The sequence below is a fragment of the Streptomyces sp. HSS9-12 genome (assembly GCF_054963655.1).
Window position 1 is genome coordinate 108,565 of the sequence record NZ_JBUEGC010000010.1, and the last position, 22,945, is coordinate 131,509.

A 22,945-nucleotide genomic window follows, 5' to 3' on the forward strand; every position below is an offset into this window, starting at 1 on the left:
GGCACTGGTGACAGACGCACACTCCGGACGGCGGTATGCCGCGGGAGGGGCCGATGACGGCCAGGACCCGTACGCACAGCAACGGCAACAGCAGCAGCATCAACAGCAGTACTACGACCCGTACGCCCAGCCTCAGCAGTATCCGCAGCAGGACTACGGGTACGACCCGTATGCCCAGCCCCCACAGCAGTCCCGGGACGGCTACGACGCGTACGGCCGGCCGCAGCAGTACCAGCAGCCGCAGCAGCAGGTCGACGAGCAGCAGTGGATCCCGCAGCAGCAGTCGTACGACGGATTCGGGCGGACGCAGGCACCGCCGCCTCCGCCGCAGCAGCCTCCTGCACCGCCCCGGATGCCGCCTCCGCCGCAGCAGCAGTCACCTCAGGGCCGGCCGCAGCCTCCTCGGCAGCACATGGCGACGCCGGGGCCGGGTGCGGGGCCGATGGCGCCCCCGCCTGGTCGCCCGGGCGGGCCAGAGGGCGCCGCGGACTACCGCACCGAGCAGTTCGCCTTCGTGGAGGAACCGGACGACGGCGCCGACGACGTCATCGACTGGCTGAAGTTCGCCGAGACCCGCACCGAGCGCCGTGACGAGCGCAAGCGGAAGACCCGCAACCGCACCGTCGGGCTCGTTGTGGTGCTCGTCCTCGCCCTGACCGGCGGCGTCGGTTACCTGTGGTTCGCGGGGAAGCTGCCCGGCATGGACGCCATAACCGGATCCGGCGCCCAGGCGGCCGGTGCCGCGCAGCACCGGGACGTGATCGTCGTCCATCTGCGGAACACCAAGGGCGGTGGCAGCTCCACCGCCCTGCTGGTGGACAACGAGACCACCGAGAAGGGCACCACCGTCCTGCTGCCCAACTCCCTCGCCCTCACCTCCGACGACGGCTCCGTCACCACCCTCGGCAAGTCGGTCGAGCAGCAGGGCACCGAGGCGACCCGCGAGGCGCTCGGCACCCTGCTCGGTGCGGAGATCAAGGGCAGCTGGCGCCTCGACACCCCGTACCTGGAGAACCTCGTCGAGCTGGTCGGCGGGATCACCGTGGACACCGACACCACCGTCCCGGGCGCCAGGAAGGGCGACGACCCGCTGGTCAAGGCGGGCAAGGGCCAGACGCTCGGCGGCCGGGCCGCGGTCGGCTATGCGACGTACCGCGGGCCCGGCGAGGCACAGAACAAGCAGCTGCTCCGCTTCGGCGAGGTCATGCGGGCCGTGCTGCGGAAGGTGTCGAACGACCAGCAGGCGGCCACGACGACCGTCAAGACGCTCGGCCAGATCCCGGACCCCTCGCTGTCCGAGGATGACCTCGGTGCCTCCCTGGCGAAGCTCGCGGAGCAGGCGAAGAACGGCTCGTACCAGACGGCACTGCTGCCGGTGCAGACCGACGGGACGCTCAGCGAGCGGGGCGGGAACAGTGTGGTGAAGAACGTGCTGGGCGGCACGGTCAAGAACACCAAACCCGACGCGGCCCCCCGCATCGGCATCCGGAACGCCAGCGGCGGCAAGGACGCCGCCCAGGCCGCCCGGGTCGCCCTGGTCAACGGCGGCTACACCGTCGTCGACGGCGGGACGGCGAGCGTCGCGCTGGCCGCATCCCGGGTGACGTACGCGGACGCGGCGCAGGCGGACCAGGCCAAGGAGATCGCGAAGACGCTGGGGCTGCCGGCGAGCGCGGTGACGAAGGGCCGCGGGGCGTCCAACGCGGATGTCACGGTCGTCCTGGGCCAGGACTACCAGGCGCGCTAGCGCCCCAGGCCCCGCACGGCCCCCAGCTCCCCGCACGGCCCGGCGCACCTCGCTGTCCGCTGGCCCCGCCCTGCTCACGGCTGAGCGCCGACCTTTCCCACCCACCCTTGAAAGGGCAGGCGGGCGGGAAAGGCCCCGCACCGGAGGCGCGGAGCACCCCAGAGCTGCTGGCAGCAGGGCAGGAGAGCCGCTGGCAGCAGGGCAGGGCGGGGAGCGACGGCCGCCGCCCGGGCGGAAACCCGGTCCGGCCGGTCTGCGCGTCGTGAGACCCTTGATGAGTACCTGCTACCGACCGGAAAGCTTCGCTTGTGACCGCCACGGACCGCTCTCGCGAGCTGATCAACGTCGCCGCCCAAGCGGCTGCCGACAAGCTCGCGCACGACATCATCGCGTACGACGTCAGCGATGTGCTGTCGATCACCGACGCCTTCCTGCTGGCCTCGGCCCCCAGCGACCGCCAGGTCAAGTCGATTGTCGACGAGATCGAGGAGCGGCTTCACAAGGAACTGGGCGCCAAGCCGGTGCGCCGCGAAGGCGACCGCGAGGCCCGCTGGGTGCTCCTGGACTACGTGGACATCGTGGTGCACGTGCAGCACAGCGAGGAGCGGGTGTTCTACGCGCTGGAGCGGTTGTGGAAGGACTGCCCGCAGCTGGCGCTCCCGGCCGATGCCGTCGCCACCCGCGGCAAGGGGGAGGAGTACGCCAAGGCGCGTGCTGCCGAGGGCGAGGGCGGTGAGCTCACCTGAACGGCACCCAGGGTGGCCGCGGCCGCCGCATAGTCCTGTGGCGGCACGGCCAGACGTCCTGGAACCTGGAGCGCAGGTTCCAGGGGTCGACTGACATCGAGCTGACCGAGGCCGGGCTGGCCCAGGCGCGCCGGGCGGCGCGCATGCTGGCCACGCTCAAGCCGGACGCGATCCTCGCCTCGGATCTGAAGCGCGCGGCAGCCACGGCCGCCGAGCTCGCGGCCGTCACGCGCCTGGAGGTCGAGCACGACCCGGCCCTGCGCGAGACGTATGCGGGCAGCTGGCAGGGGCTGACGCACGAGGAGATCATCCAGCTGTACAGCGACCAGTACGCCGCCTGGAAGCGCGGCGAGCCGGTGCGGCGCGGCGGCGGTGAGCTGGAGACCGAGGTCGCCGACCGGGCGGCGCCGGTCGTCGAGCGCACCGCCGAGAAGCTGCCGGAAGGCGGCACGCTCGTGGTGGTCAGCCACGGCGGCACGATCCGTACCACCATCGGCCGGCTGCTGGGCCTGGAGGCACACAGCTGGGAGGCGCTGGGCGGTCTGTCCAACTGCTGCTGGTCGGTGCTGGGCGAGGGCGCGCGCGGCTGGCGGCTGCTGGAGCACAATGCGGGGTCGCTGCCCGAGCCGGTCCTCGGCGACGACGACTGAGCGGCTGCCGGCTGGTGCCGCGGCAGCCGCCCGCAGGCCGCGGTGGCCGACGGGAGCCGGATTTCACATCTGGGCAGGGCGCAGGTTAAAGTTCTTCCTGTTCGCGGCGCGGACGGGGAAACCCCGGACACACCGAGAACAGCGGGGCTATAGCTCAGTTGGTAGAGCGCTTGCATGGCATGCAAGAGGTCAGGAGTTCAATTCTCCTTAGCTCCACAGTCTCCGGCGGTCCCGCCTTCCAGAGGGAGGCGGGACCGCTGCTTTCGCAGGCCAATTCCCCCTGGTACGTGGCAAAGTCCGCGATCGCAAAGTCCGCGATCGTCCGCAGGCCGAGCCGTCAGAGCCCGGTCCTCCTCTCATTCGGCGTATGGAGCGCCGGAGATCGACAGCGATTGGTGTGAGCTGTATCTCACTGCTCCAGGCGTGCGGCACCCTTTGCCCGGCTCCCGGCGGGGTAACGCCCGCAGTCCATCGGTGACTTCGTACAGAGCGGGCTGCCCTCCCGCTTGTCTTGGCACGCTCGCCCTCTTCGCCAGTGCCTCTTCCGCCTTCGGACTGGCCGCGAGGACCGGCCAGTTGATCGCCTTACCGCTGGTGCCACGGCGCCGCCACTTTTGGGACGCTGTTCCCGAGCCGCGGTTCGGCGGCCATCGATATCCACGGGGCGCATCCGTCCGCCTACGCGCTGGTGGTGAGCACCCTCGCGCTCTACGCGCCCGCTGGGCCGGGGCGCTTGCCGGACTTCTGCGATGGAGGCTGAAAGAAACTCGGCACCGCTGACCTTGTGGCCTTCCCATGGCAGAATCAGTGCTGCCGGAAGGTGGGAGTCCACCGACGGCAGGGGGATGACCTGCAGGGAGGGATGGCGCCGTGCCGACGAGGACTCTCGAGGAGGTCGATGACTTCCTCGGAATCGTCGCGGGCCCCGCGAGATATCGGGCGGTGCTCCTGCTGTGCCCGTCCTGCGGGTCGGTCCATGTGGCCCAGGTTCTTGGCGACAACGGAGGGATCTCGTACGTGTGCACGGCCTGCGGCCATAGCTGGAGCTGATACATGGGTGCACACAGCAGGAAGTGCGACTGGTGCGGCAGCGGCACGCCGATCGTCCGCGACATGGAACCTGCCAACCCTGATTACCAGTACTGGTGCGAGGAATGCGCTCGGGCGCTGATCATAAAAGGCGACCCGATCGAGACCTACCGTGAGCTCGACGGCGAGCCGATTTACGGCCGGCTGCTGGACGAGCACTGCGCGCTCAAGAGGTTCTATTCCTTCGCAACCGCCTGAGGGCGCGGCCGACGGCGCAAGGCGTCGGCCGCAGCAGCCCCGGCGAGGAGGAGAAATGCCGCCCCGGCCGACGGATAGACGGCCGAGAGTGCCATCTCTCCCCAGTTCTGGTGGAGTTCGGCCCGCAGTTCGCGGCCGTGTGGGACCCACCACAGCGCGTACGAGCAGAACAGCAGCCCTGCCGCGGCCGTCCCCGCCCACCAGGCGGCGCTGCCACGGCGCACCGCCTCGGAGCCGAGCAGCAGCACGAGTGGCACACACCACACCCAGTGGTGCGACCACGACACCGGGCTGACGAGCAGGGCCGTGACGGCGCAGGACAGGGCGGCCCAGGCGGCGTGCCCTGTCAGCAGCGTGGCGACGGCGATTCCCAGTCCTGCCACCGCCACGGTCGCAGCCAGGGCGGTCCATGAAAGATCTGGGTGGCCGGTGTGCAGCAGCCGGGCCAGCACGCCCCGTATCGACTGGTTCGCGGTGTCCTCGGCGTAGCCGGGCCGGCCCGCGGCGAAGAGCGTCCCCGTCCAGAAGCGGCGCGAGTCGTGCGGCAGCACCGCGCCCGCCGCCAGTACCGTGCCGAGGAACGCCGCGCACGCCAGCGTGGCCTGCCGCAACAGCGGGTTCCAGGCGGTGGCGATTCCGCGCCCCCGCGGCGGACAGTCAGCCGGGGTCTGTCCCCGGCGCGTACGCAGCTGGTGCGCGCCCCTCAGCACGCCGGCGAGCGCCAGGCAGACCACGAACAGGGCCGGGGTCAGCTTGATCCCTGTCGCGATCCCGATCCCCGCACCCGCCCAGCGCCGGCCCTCCCGTGCCGCCAGGTCCCGCAGGACCAGCACCGCGAGCAGCAGGTTCACCTGTCCGTAGCGCAGTGTCGTCCACACCGGTTCGCACCACACGGCGACCGCGGCGGCCGTGAGGGTCACAGCCGCCCGGGGAGCGCGCTGCCCCCCGCCGACCAGCCGCAGGGAGAGATGGACGAGCGCGACCAGAAGGGCGAGGTTGACGACCGTGGCGAGGGCCCGCATCTCTGGCACGCCGAGCAGGGTCAGCGGCGTGAACAGCAGTGCCGCGAAAGGCGGATAGGTGGTCGGCAGGTTCGCCTCGGTCGCGCGCATCGCGTAGAGGTCGCCGCCGGTGCGTACGGTCCAGCCCTCGGCCCGGTACACCATGAGGTCGATCATGGAGACGTTCGCGGCGTCCTGGGCGGCCCAGAAGGCCGCGAACGACAGCAGGCAGAACACCGCCGCGGCCGTGGTCGTGCGATGCGGTACGAGCGCCCGCAGCCTCGGGGCGCGGCTGCCGGCGGCCTGCTCGAGCGCGGTCACGAGGTGCGGCTCCAGAATCCGAGGGGGACACATGAAGGGATAAAACAGGCGCAGATCGCTGACAGTACCCGCTGCGATCCGACGGCAGAGCGCCGGGGGGAAACCCATTTGGTGGAGGACCCGTGGGGCCGTGTAATGTAGGCGATGCCGCCGGGGCAACCGGGCGGAGCAGAACCTGGGGCTATAGCTCAGTTGGTAGAGCGCTTGCATGGCATGCAAGAGGTCAGGAGTTCAATTCTCCTTAGCTCCACGGAAGCGAGAGGCGAGATGTGTCCGCGAAGAGCGCGGATCGTCTCGCCTTCGTCGTTTGTGCGTGGACGTCGTCCGCGCGAGGCAGGGGCTTCGCCACCCCGCACGCCTTCCGAGATCGGAGCGGGCCGTCCAATCGGACGGCCCGCTGTGTGTCTGCGGGGCGTCTGCCGCGTGTGCGGCAGACGCCTCCGGGTTTGTTCAGCCGGATCCTCTGCCGAGCGCCTTCCGCTGGACCGGGCGGTCCTCCTCCACCTTGTCGAGCCGGAGCGCGAGCGCGGGGCACCGGCGCACGGCGCGCTGCGCACGCTCACTCAGATGCATGGGCACCACGGTGTCCGCCAGCACCGGATAGCCGTCCGGTGCCATCCGGATCAGCTCTGGCACGACACCGGCGCACAGGCCGTGCCCCTTGCACAGCGTCCAGTCAACGGCGAACCGCTCATTGCTCGGCACACCGGCCTCCTGTTCTTCCGGTGAGGGCAGCGGCAGCACCCCGCGCGTGGGGCGCCCACAGCCGCCGCTCAGTACATGCGCGGCCAGATCGTCGGTGAAGGCCGCCAGTGCCCCCTGGATGAAGCGCACCGACCCGTCGGGGTGCTTGCAGACGCCCCGCCCCCGTACCGACTGCGTCACTTGCCGCAGAGCCTCCAGGGCGGTCCGGCCGCCACCGCCCAGCACATCCGAGAGCCCGGCTGCCGCCGCCGGCAGGCCCAGCCGGCACGGCCCGCACTGGCCGGCGGTCTCGGCGGCCAGCCAGTTCACCACCCGCAGGCTCTCTCCGAGCGGGCAGGTGTCCGGGCCGATCGGCAGGATCGCGCCCGCGCCCAGGGCGCCGCCGGCCGCTGCGAAAGCCTCGCGCGAGACAGTCGCGCCGTGCGCCGTCATGCCGTCGATCCAGCTGCCGTGGTAGCCGCCGGTCAGTACGCCCTGCGGCAGTGGCGGGGCGCCGCACAGCTCCATGACGTACCGCAGCGGCACTCCGCTCGGCACCTCGAGCACCGTGGGCCGCGCCACAGAGCCGGACACGGTGAGCAGGACGGTGCCGGGCTCCGTGGACAGGCCGGTGTTGGAGTAACGGCGTGCGCCGAGCCGTCCGGCGACGGCGAGTTGGGCGAAGGTCTCGGCGTTGGACAGCAGGGTCGGAGCGCCGTTCACGCCGGATTCGGCGGCACGCACCTTACGGCCGGGCGGCAGCGCCGGCCCTCCGTTGGCGGCCCGGATGAGCGAGGTCGCCTCACCGGAGACCATGCGCTCGGGGGTGCGCACCACCCGCGCGCGCAGCGGCTGCCCGCGCTTGTCGGACAGTCCGCGCTCGGCCAGCGCCTCGCGGATGGAGGATTCGGTGGAGTCCCGGGTGACACCGACGACCAAGGTGCGGGCGCCCAGCGCCTCGGCCGCGAGCAGGGCGCCGTCCAGCACCAGGTGCGGGGCGCGGCACAGCAGGACGGTGTCCTTGCGGCAGGCGGGCTCGCCCTCACTGCCGTTGATGACGACGACGGGGCGCACCCCGCGGCGGATGGCGCTCTTCGCCACCGCGCGCAGCTTCCGGGCGAAGGGGAAGCCCGCACCGCCACGGCCGTTGAGTGATATCGCCTCGGCCAGTTCGGCCAGCCGTTCGCCGGGCAGCGGGTCGAGCGGGCCGTGCACCTTCAGATGCATCCCGAGGTCGAGCCGGTGGACCAGGTCGAACCCGGAGGTCAGCTGCGGAAGCCCGACAACGCGCACCTCCGGGACATCGGGAAGCGAGCCGTTCATGGACGGTCTCCTGTCGACTGGTGCCAAGGCTCACCGGGCGGGGGCGGATAGGAGGGGCCGGGTGCGGTCGTCGCCGCGGGTTCGGTGTCGTAGAAGGCCGCCGTGGGCTCTGTGCCGCCGTAGAAGCCGGATGCGGGTTCTGTGCTGTACCCCGATGCCGGTTCTGTGCTGTAGAAGTCCGCTGCCGCATCCGTGCCGGGCCGGGCGTGTTCCTGCGGCGGCGGCGGGGAGGGGCTGGGCCAGCGGTCCGACGACGGTTCGCTGGGCAGTGGCGGCACCGAGGGCTGCGGCGATACGGAGGAGTAGTCCAGGGTCGGTTCGACGTACGGCAGCTCGGCTGTCGGCGCGGCCGTCGGATCGGCGGCAGGGTCCGCGTACGTCGCGTACGTTCCCGTGACCGGCTCGGCGTACGTTCCGGCCACCGGCTCGGCGTACGTTCCGGCCACCGGCGCCGCGTACGTTCCGGTCGTCGGCTCCCCGTACGGTTCCGGCAGCGGTTCCACATACGACGGCACATACGACTGGGAGCCCGGCGATACGGCGCGATAGGCCGCGGAGATACCGGACTGGCTGCCGATCCCGAGCGGTTCGCCCCGCGTGGCGTCCAGCTCCGCGGTCTCACGTGCACGAGCGACGCCGGGAATCCGGCCCGCCCCCGGCAGCGGCGACTGGGCGGGATCCCGGGGACCGGTGGCCGGCTCCGCGGCGGACTTGGCGAGGCCCTCCGGCCGGATCAGCTCCATCAGCCGCTGGGAGACCAGCCGCCGCTGCCGCGGCGGGAGGAGCCGCAGGGACACCGCCGCGCCGACCGCGAGCAGGGTCAGCGCGTACAGCGTGGTCACCCAGGCGGCGGCCGGACGGCCCGCGTACAGGCCGTGCAGCAGACCCGCGAACCAGGCCGGGTACGCCAGGGTGTGGATCGCGCGCCACCGGCCGGCCACCTGGCCGGCCGGGGCGGTGAAGGCGCTGCGCAGGGCCCCCGTCACCCCCGCGATCACCATGAAGTACGCCGCGAGCGAGCCCAGCCCGATGAGTCCCGCCGCTCCGTGGACGCCGAGCCCGAACGGCACCAGCGCGCCGATCAGATCCGTGTGGTCGGCGGCGACCTTGAGTCCGATGTGCAGCACCAGGAAGCACAGGGAGGCGACCGCCGTGACACGGTGGACGGCCTGGGCGATCAGCCGGTGCCGCACCTCGAGGAGCACCCGGTCGGTGGCGATCAGCCCCCAGACGACGGAGGAGGACAGGGACACCAGCGTCAGCACGCCGGCTCCGAACTCCAGCAGCCCGCGCAGGTAACCCCCCGTGAGGAGGCCGAGCAGCGGGAGGAGGGCCACCGCGGCGAAGGCGACGGCGGTCAGGGCGGGCCTGGGCAGGCCGGAAGGTGCCTGTATGGAGCGGACAGTACGGTGAGGGGTCATGCGGGCGACTCCTGCGGTGCGAGGAAGGGGACCCGATTTCCGCATGCTAAGTGCCGCTAAGAAGATCGTCTGCTGGTTTCGTTATTTACTCCGCGTAAAGTTGGGATCAAACCGGGCAGCTCTGGGTAAAGTCAGGAGTTCATGGCTGCCTGCGACCCGTGCGGGGCCTGCGGTACCCTGACCCCATGCGTGCCGTACGCCTTCTGCTTAGCGGGCCGCGCTGATCAGTCCCTGCCGGTGACGAACCCGGCAGGAATCGGCGCGGCGTCCCCTCCTGTGCGAGGGGCCTTTTTGTTTCAGGGCAAGAGGGGTTCGTATCCGTGAGCAGAGACGACTGATGGAGCTTTGAGGACGATGAGCGAGACCAATTCCTCCCCCGCAGCCTCCGGCGCGGCAGGGGCCACCAACGAGGTGGCCGCGCCGCACCGTTACACGGCGGCCATGGCCGCCGACATCGAGGCGCGCTGGCAGGACTTCTGGGACGCGGAAGGCACGTACGAGGCGCCCAATCCGGTGGGCGACCTGGCGGGTGCGCCCGAGGTGGTGGCACGGCCGAAGAAGTACATCATGGACATGTTCCCGTACCCCTCGGGCGCGGGACTGCACGTCGGCCACCCGCTGGGCTATATCGCCACCGACGTCTTCGCCCGCTTCAACCGGATGACGGGCCACAACGTCCTGCACGCGCTGGGGTTCGACGCCTTCGGCCTGCCGGCCGAGCAGTACGCCGTACAGACCGGCACCCATCCGCGGGTCAGCACCGAGGCCAACATCGAGAACATGAAGGTCCAGCTGCGCCGGCTGGGTCTGGGCCACGACAAGCGCCGGTCGTTCGCGACGATCGACCCGGACTACTACAAGTGGACCCAGTGGATCTTCCTGCAGATCTTCAACTCCTGGTACGACGAGGAGCAGAAGAAGGCCCGGCCGATCGAGACCCTGGTCGAGCAGTTCGAGTCCGGGGAGCGCGCGACCCCCAACGGGCGCCCCTGGAGTGAGCTGAGCGCCACCGAGCGCGCCGACGTCCTGGGCGAGTACCGGCTGGCGTACGCCTCCGACGCCCCGGTCAACTGGTGCCCCGGCCTGGGCACCGTGCTGGCCAATGAGGAGGTCACCGCCGACGGCCGCTCCGAGCGCGGCAACTACCCCGTCTTCAAGGCCAAGCTGCGCCAGTGGAACATGCGGATCACCGCCTACGCGGAGCGGCTGCTGGAGGACCTGGACGCGCTGGACTGGCCCGAGGCCATCAAGCTGCAGCAGCGCAACTGGATCGGCCGCTCCGAGGGCGCCCGCATCGACTTCCCGGTCGGGGAGAACGAGAGCATCACGGTCTTCACGACCCGTCAGGACACGCTGTTCGGTGCCACGTACATGGTGCTGGCCCCCGAGCACAAGCTGGTCGACCGGATCGTCCCGGCCGCCTGGCCCGAGGGCACCCGCGAGGTGTGGACCGGCGGACACGGCACCCCGGCCGAGGCGGTCAACGAGTACCGCAAGCAGGCCGCCGCCAAGTCCGACGTCGAGCGCCAGGCCGAGGTCAAGGACAAGACCGGTGTGTTCACGGGTGCATACGCGACCAACCCCGTCAGCGGTGAGCGCATCCCGGTCTTCATCGCCGACTACGTGCTGATGGGGTACGGCACGGGCGCCATCATGGCCGTCCCGGCGCACGACTCCCGCGACTTCGCCTTTGCGCGCGCCTTCGAGCTGCCGATGCGCTGCGTGGTCGAGCCGAGCGACGGCCGGGGCACCGACCCGGCCACCTGGGACGACGCCTTCGACTCGTACGACGCGAAGATCGTCAACTCTTCGGGCCCGGACATCTCGCTGGACGGCCTGGGCGTCGTCGACGCCAAGGCGAAGATGACCGAGTGGCTGACCGCGCGCGGCATCGGCGAGGGCACCGTCAACTACCGGCTGCGCGACTGGCTGTTCAGCCGGCAGCGCTACTGGGGTGAGCCCTTCCCGATCGTCTACGACGAGGACGGTGTCGCCCATGCGCTGCCCGAGTCGATGCTGCCGGTCGAGCTGCCGGAGGTCGACGACTACGCACCGCGGACGTTCGACCCGGACGACGCGGACACCTCTCCCGAGACCCCGCTGTCCCGCAACGAGGACTGGGTCAACGTCGAGCTGGACCTGGGCGACGGCGTCAAGACGTACCGCCGCGAGACCAACACCATGCCCAACTGGGCGGGTTCGTGCTGGTACGAGCTGCGCTACCTGGACCCGCGCAATGACGAGAAGCTGGTCGAACCGGCTGTCGAGCAGTACTGGATGGGCCCGCGCGACGGTCAGCCGACTGGCGGTGTCGACCTGTACGTGGGCGGCGCGGAGCACGCCGTGCTCCACCTGCTGTATGCGCGCTTCTGGCACAAGGTGCTGTACGACCTGGGCCACATCTCCTCGTACGAGCCGTTCCACAAGCTGTTCAACCAGGGCATGATCCAGGCCTATGTCTACCGGGACAGCCGCGGCATCGCCGTTCCGGCCGCCGAGGTCGAGGAGCGGGACGGGAAGTACTTCTACCAGGGCGAACCCGTCAGCCGGACCCTGGGCAAGATGGGCAAGTCCCTGAAGAACGCCGTCACTCCGGACGAGATCTGCGGCGAGTACGGGGCCGACACGCTGCGGCTGTACGAGATGGCGATGGGCCCGCTGGACGTCTCCCGGCCGTGGGACACGCGCGCGGTGGTCGGCCAGTTCCGGCTGCTGCAGCGGCTGTGGCGGAACATCGTCGACGAGAACACCGGCGAGGTGACCGTCGTCGACACCGAGCCGGACGAGGCGACGCTGCGCGCGCTGCACAAGGCGATCGACGGTGTCCGGCAGGACATGGAGAACCTGCGCTTCAACACCGCCATCGCCAAGGTGACCGAGCTGAACAACTACCTGACCAAGGCCGCCGGCCCAGTGCCGCGGTCGGTCGCCGAACAGCTGGTGCTGCTGGTCGCGCCGCTGGCGCCGCACATCGCCGAGGAGCTGTGGCACAGGCTGGGACACGACACCTCGGTGGTCCACGAGGCGTTTCCGGCCGCCGACCCGGCGTACGTCGTCGAAGAGACGGTGACGTGCGTGGTGCAGGTCAAGGGCAAGGTCAAGGCGCGGCTGGAGGTGCCGCCGTCGATCGCCGGCGCGGAGCTGGAGAAGCTGGCCCTGGAGGACCCGGGCGTGCAGGGCGCGCTGGGCGGCGCCGCCGTCCGCAAGGTCATCGTGCGGGCGCCGAAGCTGGTCAACATCGTGCCCGCGTGAGGGGCCGCACAACGGACTGGGGGTAGTCCCCTACGGGCCGGTTGGGGGCTGACGAAGGAACCCGCGACCGGCCCCGTCCGTTTACGGTGGAGGGACGGACCTTCTTCGGTCCTCGTCGTCGTCGCGAAGGAGCGAGCGCCCATGGAAGCCGCCATCCTGATCCTGGCGTTGCTCTTCGTGGCCTTCGTCGTGCTGGGCGTCTATGTGACGGTGAAGGTGGTGGGGGCGGCGAAGCGCGGCGTGGACCGTACGGTCGGGCAGGCGCGGCGCACGGTCGAGGAGACCGCGCTCCGGGCCAAGCAGTACACCCGGCCCGGGCCGGTGGGGGAGCTGGCGCAGCTGCGGCTCTCGCTGCGTACGTCCATGCGGGCCACCCAGGATGCGCTGCAGACGGCGGCGCCGCAGGACGCGTCCTTGTCGGAGGCGCTCGGCCTGTTCCAGCGGCTGAGTGCGCACGGCCGCGAACTGGACGACGACCTCAAGCGGCTGGAGCGCGAGCCGGATCAGGGCAGGCTCGCGGCGCGGCTGCCGGAGCTCAGGGAGCGTGCGGAGCGGATCGTCCATCACGCGGATTCGCTGCGTTGGGCGGCGCAGGACCGGGCGCGGCAGTTCGCGGACGACGATCTGGCGAGTCTGGGGCGGCAGATCGAGGTCGAGGCGGGGGCGCTGCGGCACTGGAGCCCGGAATCGGGCGCGGGTGCGGGGGCCGGTGGGGCCGCCGGGAGCGGGGGACCGGGCGGGGACGCGAACGCGTCCTCGGCTTCGGACTCCCGTGCCACTTCCACGTCATCCGCCTGGCCGGATGTCTCGCAGCCGGACGCGGTGTCGCAGGAGCCGCCCGCCATCACCACGCGGGACCCGCGGCAGCAGACGGCATACCCCTGGCAGAAGGCCGGTCGTCCGGAGAGCACCACATGACGCGTGGATCATTGGGCGAGCCCGCACTGTCCCGTGCCGACCTGCCCCGATAACCTCCCAAGCATGTCCCGGCATGTCGCTATCGTCACCGATTCCACCGCCTACCTGCCCCAGGAGGTGATGGCGCGGCATGGCATCACCGCGGTTCCGTTGACCGTGGTGCTCGGCGACCGGGCGCTGGAAGAGGGCACCGAGGTGTCCGCCCGGTCCGTTGCCCAGGCACTGCAGCGCCGTATGCCGGTGACCACGTCGCGGCCGAGTCCGGAGACGTTCGCCGCCGCCTACCGGGCTGTCGCCGAGGCGGGCGCGGACGGCATCGTGTCGCTGCACCTGTCCGCCGAGATGTCCGGGACGTACGACGCGGCGGTGCTCGCGGCCCGTGAAGCGCCTGTTCCGGTGCGGGTGGTGGACACCGGGGTGATCGCCATGGCGCTCGGCTTCTGCGCGCTGGCGGCGGTGGAAGTCGCCGAGACAGGCGGCACGCTGGACGAGGCGGTGGCCGCGGCGGAAAAGCGGGCCGCGGGCACATCGGCGTACTTCTACGTCGACACCCTGGACTATCTGCGGCGCGGCGGCCGGATCGGGGCCGCGCAGGCGCTGCTCGGCTCGGCCCTCGCGGTCAAGCCCCTGTTGCAGCTGGACGGCGGCCGCATCGAACTGCTGGAGAAGGTCCGTACGGCGTCCAAGGCCATTGCCCGGCTGGAGGAGATCGTCGTGGAGCGGGCGGGAGCGGGCTCGGTGGACATCGCCGTGCACCACTTGGCCGCCGGTGACCGGGCCGCGCAGTTGGCGGACCGCTTGCGGGACCGGGTGCCGGGGCTGGCGGAACTCCACGTCAGCGAGGTGGGCGCGGTGATCGGGGCGCATACGGGGCCGGGGCTGCTGGGAGCGGTTGTCTCGCCGAGGTCCTGAGCCGGGGTGGTTTCCGCGGTGGCGCGGGCGGAGTCGTATGCGGAGTCGTATGCGGAGTCGTATGCGGAGTCGTATGTGGTGGCGTCTGACTGTGGGTAGCGGCTGCGGCTACGGTGCGTCACTCGCGCGAGTGACGGCGTTTTCCACAACTGGCAGGTTATGCCCAGGATTTGAGGCCTCGCAGCGGGGGCGCCGAATCGGCCCTACCGTCGGTCGGCATGGACACCCGATCACGTAACGTAACCAGTGGCCCGGGTCGAGCTCCGGGATCCGATCTGCGCGCCCGCCGTCGTCTCGGCGTCCGCCCTCGTCCAGCCGCGCGGCGTACGTGGCGCCCTGGGCGGCCGCGGGCTTCCGGGAGGACGGATCCCGCGGCGCTGCGCGATCGTGCCGCGGCTCTGTTCGCGGCCCCGACTCCCGCCCGCGGCGCGCAGGGAAGGCCCCCGAACGCTGCCCCCTCAGCGGCCACGGTCTCGCCGACGTGGGCTCGCGATCATGCCGATCGGTCAGACACCAGGAAGAAGGTCACGGCGGCTACGGATGCCACGGTGCTCGGGCACAGCGGGGTGCGCCAATCGGCCACTGCGGTGCGGGCGTTCGCGCCGTCGGCCCGGGGCAGTGGGCTGGGGACACTCGACAGAACACCCGACATGGACGAGCCGCCCTCGGACTTGGACACCTGGGGGTCCGGGAACCGTGACGCGCCTCTGGTCGAGCGGGCATCCCCTCCTGCACCGGGCAGCGACCGCAACCGTGGACGTGATCAGCGAGGCAGGCGCGAGGGGGCAGTGGCGCTTTCCGGCGAGCGCGGTGACCGGCCAGGACTGCCGACAGGACGGGATGCCTCCGGGAGTCCGGATCCACCGCGTGGCGATGCGGCCCGCGATGCGCCGGCGGCGGACGGGCCGTCCGGCAACGGCATGCCGTGGTACACCCGATGGCGGCTTGCCCTTCGGGAACGGCTGCCGCTGTGGGTGCAGTTGAGATGCGGCATCGAGCCGAGTGCCCTCGCCGCTCTGGTCGTCGTGCTGGTCCTCGCGGGAGCGTTCGCCGGGTATCACTACTGGACCGGCCGTCCACAGACCGTACGAGCTCCGGCGGCTGAGCCGGTGGCCGGCCCGGCGGAGCCAACTCCCTCGCCAGGGCCGCCGGCCACACCTGAGGTGGACCGCCGCATCGTGGTGGATGTGGCGGGCAAGGTCCGCAGACCGGGCATTCACCGGCTGCCGGCCGGTTCGCGGGTCGCCGACGCGCTCAGGGCGGCGGGCGGGGTGCGGCCGGGCACGGACACCCGCACACTGAACCGGGCTCGCCTTCTCATCGACGGCGAACAGGTCGTGGTCGGGGATCCGGGCATGGCAGCCAATGGACCCGGTGCATCCGGGCCCGGCGGCGCGAGTGGTGGTTCAGCGGGCACCTCGGGCGCGGCCGGGGGTTCTTCGACCGCGGCATCGAGCCCGATCAGCCTCAACTCCGCCACCGCTGAACAACTCGACGCGCTTCCCGGCGTCGGACCGGTCCTCGCCCAGCACATCCTGGACTACCGCAACCAGCACGGCGGTTTCGCCTCTGTCGACCAACTCCGGGAGGTCAATGGAATCGGCGATCGTCGCTTCGCGGATCTGCGACCTCTTGTGCGGCCATGATCCGGCCCGACGCTCACGCCGTCTCCGGTCACCGCCTTGGCGCATCCGACCCGCACCAGGAAGGCCCCACCGACCTTCGGCTCGTCCCGCCGGCCCTGTCGGCCTGGGCCGCGGCGGCCCTGGCCCTCGGAGCGTCCCCTGGCTGGGCAGCCGTCGCTACGGCCCTGTGTCTGGCCGCAGCGGCGGCGCTCATGATCCGGCGAATTCGACGCCGAGCCCCGGACAGGGAGCACGGCAGGCGCCGCGGCCGTCCGCTACGGCCGCTTCCGAGCGTCGCCGGGGATCCCGGGCGCGACGCCGGTACGGGGCCGGTGACCGCGGACGTGACAGACAGCCGACTCGATCCCACAGGGGCCGACGACAGCCGAGGCGGCGGGCCTGGCGGGGCCGCCACCAGGCCCATGGTTGTCGCGGCGTCCCTGCTCTGCGCCGCGGCGGCCGTCGCTTCGGCCGCTCTCCAGGCGGCCGACGTGCGCCGGGGTCCGCTTCCGGAGCTGGCCAGGCAGCACGCCCCGATCACGGTGGAGCTGACCGTGACGGGTGATCCGCGGCTCACACGACCACGGGTGCTCGGCGCGCAACGTGCGCCTGCCGCAGTCGTCTTGGAGGCCGAGGCACGGCGCGTGGTGTACCCGGGCCGGGGCGCCCACGGTGGCGCGGTGATCACGACCCGTACGCCTGTACTGGTTGTGGTGCAACAGCGCGGCTCGCCCGGGCCTGGCTTCAGCGACCGTGACAGCGGGGGCGCCAACGGGTTGGTTACGGCTCGGGGTGATGCCGCGCGCGGGATGCCGTATGCCGAGGGCGCGACGGGCCGTCAAGTCCGGCCGGGTAAGGCATGGCTGGGGCTGTTGCCCTCCACGCGGCTGCGCCTGCACGCCAAGGCGGTCCCCCCGATGCCGGGCGGTGACGGACACATCGCCGCCGTGCTGCGCGTGACGGGCAGCGGCCCACCGACGGTCATCGGGCGACCGACACTCCTGCAACGCACCGCCGGTCACCTCCGCGCCGGGCTGCGCGAGGCGACCAACGGCCTTGCCCCCGACGCCCGCGCCCTATTGCCCGGCCTGGTGGTCGGCGACACCTCGCGCATGCCGTCCGACCTCGAAGACGCCTTCCGCGCCACCGATATGGCGCATCTGACCGCGGTGAGCGGTGCCAATCTCACCATCGTCCTCGCCTTGCTCATCGGGCCGCCGCAGCTTGCCCTGCGCGCCGAGCGGCGTGGACTGGCGCCGCGTCTCGGCATCCCGCTGCGCACCACCGCGCTGCTCGGCGGCTTTCTCACGCTCGCGTTCGTGGTCGTATGCCGACCGGAGCCGAGCGTGCTGCGGGCGGCCGCCTGCGGGCTTGTGGCGCTGCTCGCCATCGCCACGGGCCGCCGCAGATCCCTGCTGCCCGCCCTTTCCGCGGCCGTCCTGCTGCTCGTGCTCTACGACCCGTGGCTGGCTCGCTCCTACGGCTTTCTGCTCTCCGCGCTGGCGACGGCCGCGCTGCTGACGATCGCTCCGCGCTGGAGCGCGGCCCTGCAGCGCCGCCGCGTGCCGCCCCGGCTCGCCGAGATACTGGCGGCCGCCGGGGCCGCACAGTTGGTCTGCGCACCCGTCGTCGCCGTACTGGCCGCGCGCGTCAGCCTCATCGCCGTGCCATGCAATCTCCTGGCGGAGTTGGCCGTCGCACCCGCCACCGTCCTCGGCTTCGCGGCCCTGGCGGCAGCGCCGTTGGCCATGCCCCTCGCCAGGGGGCCGGCCTGGCTGGGCGGTTGGCCGGCTGAGTGGATCGCGGGCATCGCCCGGACCGGCGCGGCCCTGCCCGGTGCCGAGGTTGACTGGCCGGGCGGCTGGACCGGCGGCCTGCTGCTTGCCGCCACCACGGCTGCCGTCGTGCTCGCCGCACCCCGGATGCTGCGCCACCCGTGGCTGTGCGCCGCATGCGCGCTGCTCCTCTTGCTGGCCGTCTTGCGCCCCGCCCCGCTGCCGCGGCTGCTCACCGGATGGCCGCCCCCTGGCTGGCGGTTCGCGGTCTGCGACGTGGGCCAGGGCGACGCGCTGGTGCTCCCCGCGGGCAGCGGCACGGCTCTCGTCGTGGACGCCGGCCCCGACCCCGCGCTCGCCGACCGCTGCCTGCGGGATCTGGGCATCACCCGTATCCCCCTGATCGTGCTCACTCACTTCCACGCCGACCATGTGGCCGGTCTGCCGGGGGTGTTACGGGGCCGCGCGGTCGGCGCGATCGAGACCACGACGCTCGACGACCCGTACGACCAGTTCGAGTTCGTACACCGGACGGCGTCGGGCGCGGGCATCCCCGTGGTCCGTACCGCGCCGGGGCAGCGACGGCTCGGCCCGCTCACCTGGCGGGTCCTGTGGCCCCCGCCGGCGGGGAGCTCCTCGGCGGCCGCCGGCCTGGACGGGGCGAACGATGCCAGCGTGACACTCCTGGTCCAGACGGCGAGGCTCACCCTGCTGCTCCTGGGCGACTTGGAACCGCCGGCCCAGCAGCGGCTGCTGGCGTCCGTCCCCGATCTGCCGCCGGTGGACATCCTCAAAGTCGCCCACCACGGCTCGGCTTATCAGGACCCCCAGTTGCTGCGCCGGGTTCGCCCCCGCCTGGCGCTGATCAGTTGCGGTGCGGACAACCCGTATGGACATCCCTCGCCGCGCACCGTCGCCGCACTCCGGGCGCGCGGCGCCACCGTGCTGCGCACCGACACCGACGGGGCGATCGCCGTGACCGGCGGCGGCCCGGCGACCCCGCTCGGCGCGGCGGTCAGGGGCGGCACACCTATCCCGTGAGGCCTGCCGGTTATCCCGTGAGGCCTGCCGGTCGATACACGGCCGGCACCGCTTTCACCCTCGTTACGGGCCTGGCCGCCGAGCCGCCCCCAGGCCTCGGACGCGGCCCGTAGGACACCATCGGCGGAGGCGCTACTCGGCCTCGCGCCAGCCCTCGTACTCCTCCGCGAACGCGTCCAGTGCCGACGCGTCCAGCCGCCCCTCCGGGTCCTCGACTATCACGAGCCACTGTGCGTCCTCGGCGTCGTCCTCCCCGGCGAGCGCCTCCCGAACGAGACGGGGATCCTCAGCGAGGCCGAAACGGCTCACGGCCTCCTCGGCTGCTTCCTCCGCCACATCCCGGTCGGGCAGCACCAGTACATGTCGCGTATCGCTCACCCGCACATTGTGGGGCATGCGCCGGGGGCTGTCGGACCCGCATGGGATGCTGGACCGCGATGGCCAGGAAGAACTCGACCGACGACCCGCTCGCCCCCGTCACGCTCGCCGTGGGCCAGGAAGACCTGCTCCTCGACCGGGCCGTGCGGCAGGTGATCGCGGCGGCGCGGGCCGCCGACGCGGACACCGACGTACGCGACCTCACCCCCGACGCCCTGCAGCCCGGCACGCTCGCCGAGTTGACCAGCCCGTCGCTGTTCGCCGAGCGCAAGGTCGTGATCGTCCGCAACGCACAGGATCTGTCCGCGGACACGATCAAGGACGTCAAGGCGTATGTGTCCGCCCCGGCCGAAGAGATCACGCTTGTGCTCGTACACGCGGGCGGGGCCAAGGGCAAAGGGCTGCTGGACGCCGCCCGGAAAGCCGGGGCCCGCGAGGTCGCCTGCCCGAAGATGACCAAGCCGGCCGACCGCCTGGCCTTCGTACGGTCCGAGTTCCGCACCGCCGGCCGCTCGGCAACCCCCGAGGCCTGCCAGGCTCTCGTCGACGCGATCGGCAGCGATCTGCGCGAACTGGCCAGTGCCTGCGCGCAGCTGGCCGCCGATGTGGAAGGCACCATCGACGAGGCGGTCGTGGCGCGCTACTACACGGGCCGCGCCGAGGCGTCGAGCTTCACCGTGGCCGACCGGGCCGTCGAGGGCCGGACGGCCGAGGCGCTGGAAGCGCTCCGCTGGGCGATCGCCACCGGCGTCGCCCCCGTCCTGATCACCAGCGCCCTCTCCCAGGGGGTCAGGGCCATCGGCAAGCTCGCCTCCGCGCCGCGCGGGATGCGGCCGGCCGACCTCGCCCGCGAGCTGGGCATGCCGCCCTGGAAGATCGACCGGGTGCGCCAGCAGATGCGGGGCTGGTCGGCCGACGGGGTGTCGGTGGCGCTGCGGGCGGTGGCGGATGCGGACGCCGCGGTCAAGGGCGGCGGGGACGATCCGGAGTACGCGCTGGAGAAGGCCGTGGTGGCCGTGGCCCGAGCCGCCCGCCCTGCCCGCCGGTACTGACCCTGGCCGACCCGTACGGGCAGCGCCTGCTCCTGAGCGGCAGCCCCCGTACTCAGCAGTCTCAGCAGGCGCCGTACGACAAAGGTCCCGGCCGTCCTGGGGAAGTGGACGGTACGGGACCTTCGTCACTTTTCTGTGCGCCGCACCCGCGTGGCGAACGCAGGCCGCGTGCGGCGCGATGCAGCTGTGCAGTCGGAACTGCGAGGTGGTGCCGGTACGGAGCGGGTGAGAGGGACCGCTGTGTCCTTAACCGGCGGATGGGGCCTTGGTCAGCCCCGTGACCGTGAGGTCAGCCCTTGAGGGTGGCGACCCGCTGAGCCAGCGCCGACTTCTTGTTGGCGGCCTGGTTCTTGTGGATCACGCCCTTGCTGACGGCCTTGTCGAGCTTGCGGGAGGCCTCGCGAGCGGCCAGGGTGGCCTTCTCGACGTCGCCGGCCGCGACGGCCTCACGGGTCTTGCGGATCGCGGTCTTGAGCGAGGACTTGACGGCCTTGTTGCGCAGGCGCGCCTTCTCGTTCGTCTTGTTCCGCTTGATCTGGGACTTGATGTTCGCCACGAAAGAGCCTTTGCGCTTCTGTTGGATGTGGTGCGCGCCACGTGCGGATGACGGCACGAGGCGCAGTGGACCAGGTTACCAGCAGGCCCCAGTGGCCACCGAACCGGACCATGGCCGCCGCTCATGGGACCATGGAGGGGACTATCACCGCGTTCCGCCTAGACACAGGACCCTGCGTGCCCGCGACTATCAATGTGCCGGAGCCGAGCCGTACCGACCCGGCGCTGATCCGCAACTTCTGCATCATCGCGCACATCGACCACGGCAAGTCGACGCTCGCCGACCGGATGCTGCAGCTCACCGGCGTGGTCGAGCAGCGGCAGATGCGCGCTCAGTACCTCGACCGCATGGACATCGAGCGCGAGCGCGGCATCACGATCAAGTCTCAGGCGGTCCGGCTGCCCTGGGCGCCGACCACCGGTGAGGGTGCGGGTACCACCCACATCCTCAACATGATCGATACGCCGGGCCACGTCGACTTCACCTATGAGGTCTCCCGCTCCCTCGCCGCCTGCGAGGGCTGCATCCTGCTCGTTGACGCCGCCCAGGGCATCGAGGCGCAGACCCTCGCCAACCTCTATCTGGCGCTGGAGCACGACCTCACGATCATCCCGGTCCTCAACAAGATCGACCTGCCGGCCGCCCAGCCCGAGAAGTACGCCGCCGAGCTGGCCCACATCATCGGCTGCGACCCCTCCGACGTGCTCAAGGTCTCCGCGAAGACCGGCGAGGGCGTGAACGAGCTGCTCGACGAGGTCGTCAGGCTTGTCCCGGCCCCGGTCGGGGTGAAGGACGCCCCCGCCCGCGCGATGATCTTCGACTCGGTCTACGACGCCTACCGCGGTGTCGTGACGTATGTGAAGGTCGTCGACGGGCAGCTCAGCAAGCGCGAGCGCATCAAGATGATGTCCACCGGCGCCGCGCACGAGCTGCTGGAGATCGGCACCAACTCGCCCGAGATGACCCCGTCCGACGGCCTGAGCGTCGGCGAGGTGGGCTATCTGATCACCGGTGTGAAGGACGTCCGCCAGTCCAAGGTCGGCGACACGATCACCCAGCTCACCAAGGGCGCCGAGGAGCCGCTCGGCGGCTACAAGGACCCGAAGCCGATGGTGTTCTCGGGCCTGTACCCGCTGGACGGCTCGGACTACCCCGAGCTGCGCGACGCCCTCGACAAGCTCCAGCTCAACGACGCCGCCCTGGTCTACGAGCCGGAGACCTCCGCCGCCCTCGGCTTCGGTTTCCGCGTCGGCTTCCTGGGGCTGCTGCACCTGGAGGTGGTCCGCGAGCGCCTGGAGCGCGAGTTCGGGCTGGACCTGATCGCCACCGCGCCCAACGTGATCTACCGGGTGGAGATGGAAGACGGCACCGAGCACACCGTCACCAACCCGAGTGAGTTCCCCAGCGGCAAGATCGCGACAGTCCACGAGCCGGTCGTACGGGCCACCATCCTGGCCCCGAGCGAGTTCATCGGCGCGATCATGGAGCTGTGCCAGAACCGTCGAGGGACGCTGCTCGGCATGGACTACCTCTCCGAGGACCGCGTCGAGATCCGCTACACCCTCCCGCTCGCCGAAGTCGTCTTCGACTTCTTCGACCAGCTGAAGTCCAAGACCCGCGGCTACGCCTCGCTCGACTACGAGCCCACCGGCGAGCAGACCTCCGACCTGGTCAAGGTCGACATCCTGCTGCACGGCGACAAGGTCGACGCCTTCTCCGCGATCACCCACAAGGACAAGGCGTACGCGTACGGCGTGCGGCTCGTCGCCAAGCTGCGCGAGCTCATCCCGCGGCAGAACTTCGAGGTGCCGATCCAGGCGGCCATCGGCTCCCGCGTCATCGCCCGTGAGACCGTCCGCGCCATCCGCAAGGACGTTCTCGCCAAGTGCTACGGCGGTGACATCTCCCGTAAGCGGAAGCTGCTGGAGAAGCAGAAGGAAGGCAAGAAGCGGATGAAGATGGTCGGCAGCGTGGAGGTCCCGCAGGAGGCCTTCATCGCCGTGCTGTCCTCCGACTCCGACGGCAGCGACTCCAAGGCCAAGAAGTAGCGCGGGCAAGGTCAAGAAGCGGAAGGCGCCCGCTCCCTGTGCGGGGCGGGCGCCTTCGCCGGTTTCCGGGAGATGCCCGCTGATACGAGAATTCCGCCGTCGCTCAGGCATCCGAGTGATTGCGGAGAAAAACCGGCGTTCGCTGTTTCTCCAGGCAGAAACCGGCCGTTCCGCACGGCAGAGTGGTGTCCGGGCCTGGCGGGCCGTC

Annotated in this window: 17 protein-coding genes and 2 tRNA genes; 14 read left to right on the forward strand and 5 right to left on the reverse strand. The window is 71.2% G+C overall.

What is annotated here, in order from left to right:
• Positions 1 to 7 precede the first annotated feature (7 nt).
• From ACY34J_RS07895 to ACY34J_RS07920, 6 genes are all read left to right on the forward strand, one after another.
• On the forward strand, positions 8 to 1,747 hold the full coding sequence (locus ACY34J_RS07895) for an LCP family protein (protein ID WP_462725750.1): 1,740 nt from the start codon (positions 8 to 10) through the stop codon (positions 1,745 to 1,747).
• A gap of 308 nt (positions 1,748 to 2,055) precedes the next feature.
• On the forward strand, positions 2,056 to 2,493 hold the full coding sequence (gene rsfS / locus ACY34J_RS07900) for a ribosome silencing factor (RefSeq protein ID WP_462725749.1): 438 nt from the start codon (positions 2,056 to 2,058) through the stop codon (positions 2,491 to 2,493).
• Positions 2,490 to 3,143 carry a histidine phosphatase family protein gene (locus ACY34J_RS07905; RefSeq protein WP_462725828.1) on the forward strand — a complete coding sequence of 218 codons (654 nt, stop codon included), beginning with the start codon at positions 2,490 to 2,492 and terminating at the stop codon, positions 3,141 to 3,143. The genes rsfS and ACY34J_RS07905 overlap by 4 nt, the downstream gene beginning before the upstream one ends.
• A 143-nt stretch (positions 3,144 to 3,286) precedes the next feature.
• A tRNA-Ala gene (locus ACY34J_RS07910) sits at positions 3,287 to 3,359 on the forward strand.
• A gap of 654 nt (positions 3,360 to 4,013) precedes the next feature.
• Positions 4,014 to 4,193, forward strand: a complete 180-nt coding sequence (locus tag ACY34J_RS07915) for a hypothetical protein (RefSeq protein ID WP_462725748.1) — start codon at positions 4,014 to 4,016, stop codon at positions 4,191 to 4,193.
• Between the two features lie 3 nt (positions 4,194 to 4,196).
• Positions 4,197 to 4,430 (forward strand): hypothetical protein, encoded by a 234-nt coding sequence (locus tag ACY34J_RS07920; RefSeq protein WP_462725747.1) that lies wholly within the window; start codon positions 4,197 to 4,199, stop codon positions 4,428 to 4,430.
• Here the strand turns inward: ACY34J_RS07920 and ACY34J_RS07925 are convergent.
• Positions 4,409 to 5,752, reverse strand: coding sequence for a glycosyltransferase 87 family protein (locus ACY34J_RS07925; RefSeq protein ID WP_462725746.1), 1,344 nt, complete (start codon positions 5,750 to 5,752; stop codon positions 4,409 to 4,411). The two genes, ACY34J_RS07920 and ACY34J_RS07925, sit on opposite strands and share 22 nt — an antisense overlap.
• Positions 5,753 to 5,929: 177 nt before the next feature.
• On the opposite strand from ACY34J_RS07925, the gene ACY34J_RS07930 reads away from it, so the two are divergent.
• Positions 5,930 to 6,002 (forward strand) — tRNA-Ala (locus tag ACY34J_RS07930).
• A 200-nt stretch (positions 6,003 to 6,202) separates the two neighbouring features.
• On the opposite strand, the gene ACY34J_RS07935 is transcribed toward ACY34J_RS07930, so the two are convergent.
• A complete protein-coding gene (locus ACY34J_RS07935) occupies positions 6,203 to 7,759 on the reverse strand; it encodes an NADH-ubiquinone oxidoreductase-F iron-sulfur binding region domain-containing protein (RefSeq protein ID WP_462725745.1) in 1,557 nt (518 codons plus the stop codon).
• Positions 7,756 to 9,180, reverse strand: a complete 1,425-nt coding sequence (locus tag ACY34J_RS07940) for a hypothetical protein (protein WP_462725744.1) — start codon at positions 9,178 to 9,180, stop codon at positions 7,756 to 7,758. The genes ACY34J_RS07935 and ACY34J_RS07940 overlap by 4 nt, the downstream gene beginning before the upstream one ends.
• Positions 9,181 to 9,534: 354 nt before the next feature.
• Between ACY34J_RS07940 and leuS the strand changes: the two genes are divergently transcribed.
• The 5 genes from leuS (at position 9,535) to ACY34J_RS07965 (ending at position 18,703) form a co-directional block, all read left to right on the forward strand.
• Entirely contained in the window at positions 9,535 to 12,432 is a 2,898-nt protein-coding gene (gene leuS / locus ACY34J_RS07945; protein ID WP_462725743.1) for a leucine--tRNA ligase, read from the forward strand.
• A 141-nt stretch (positions 12,433 to 12,573) separates the two neighbouring features.
• Positions 12,574 to 13,350 (forward strand): hypothetical protein, encoded by a 777-nt coding sequence (locus ACY34J_RS07950; RefSeq protein WP_462725742.1) that lies wholly within the window; start codon positions 12,574 to 12,576, stop codon positions 13,348 to 13,350.
• Positions 13,351 to 13,413: 63 nt separating this feature from the next.
• Positions 13,414 to 14,262, forward strand: coding sequence for a DegV family protein (locus ACY34J_RS07955; RefSeq protein WP_462725741.1), 849 nt, complete (start codon positions 13,414 to 13,416; stop codon positions 14,260 to 14,262).
• A 650-nt stretch (positions 14,263 to 14,912) separates the two neighbouring features.
• On the forward strand, positions 14,913 to 15,908 hold the full coding sequence (locus tag ACY34J_RS07960; RefSeq protein ID WP_462725740.1) for a helix-hairpin-helix domain-containing protein: 996 nt from the start codon (positions 14,913 to 14,915) through the stop codon (positions 15,906 to 15,908).
• A 323-nt stretch (positions 15,909 to 16,231) separates the two neighbouring features.
• Positions 16,232 to 18,703, forward strand: a complete 2,472-nt coding sequence (locus ACY34J_RS07965; RefSeq protein WP_462725739.1) for a ComEC/Rec2 family competence protein — start codon at positions 16,232 to 16,234, stop codon at positions 18,701 to 18,703.
• 132 nt (positions 18,704 to 18,835) lie between these two features.
• Here ACY34J_RS07965 and ACY34J_RS07970 read toward each other — a convergent pair whose 3' ends face one another.
• Positions 18,836 to 19,081 carry a hypothetical protein gene (locus ACY34J_RS07970; RefSeq protein WP_462725738.1) on the reverse strand — a complete coding sequence of 82 codons (246 nt, stop codon included), beginning with the start codon at positions 19,079 to 19,081 and terminating at the stop codon, positions 18,836 to 18,838.
• Between the two features lie 59 nt (positions 19,082 to 19,140).
• On the opposite strand from ACY34J_RS07970, the gene holA reads away from it, so the two are divergent.
• On the forward strand, positions 19,141 to 20,133 hold the full coding sequence (gene holA, locus ACY34J_RS07975; RefSeq protein ID WP_462725737.1) for a DNA polymerase III subunit delta: 993 nt from the start codon (positions 19,141 to 19,143) through the stop codon (positions 20,131 to 20,133).
• A gap of 289 nt (positions 20,134 to 20,422) precedes the next feature.
• On the opposite strand, the gene rpsT is transcribed toward holA, so the two are convergent.
• A complete protein-coding gene (gene rpsT / locus ACY34J_RS07980; protein WP_462725736.1) occupies positions 20,423 to 20,689 on the reverse strand; it encodes a 30S ribosomal protein S20 in 267 nt (88 codons plus the stop codon).
• A 176-nt stretch (positions 20,690 to 20,865) separates the two neighbouring features.
• Between rpsT and lepA the strand changes: the two genes are divergently transcribed.
• A complete protein-coding gene (gene lepA, locus ACY34J_RS07985) occupies positions 20,866 to 22,737 on the forward strand; it encodes a translation elongation factor 4 (RefSeq protein WP_462725735.1) in 1,872 nt (623 codons plus the stop codon).
• The last annotated feature ends 208 nt before the right edge of the window (positions 22,738 to 22,945 follow it).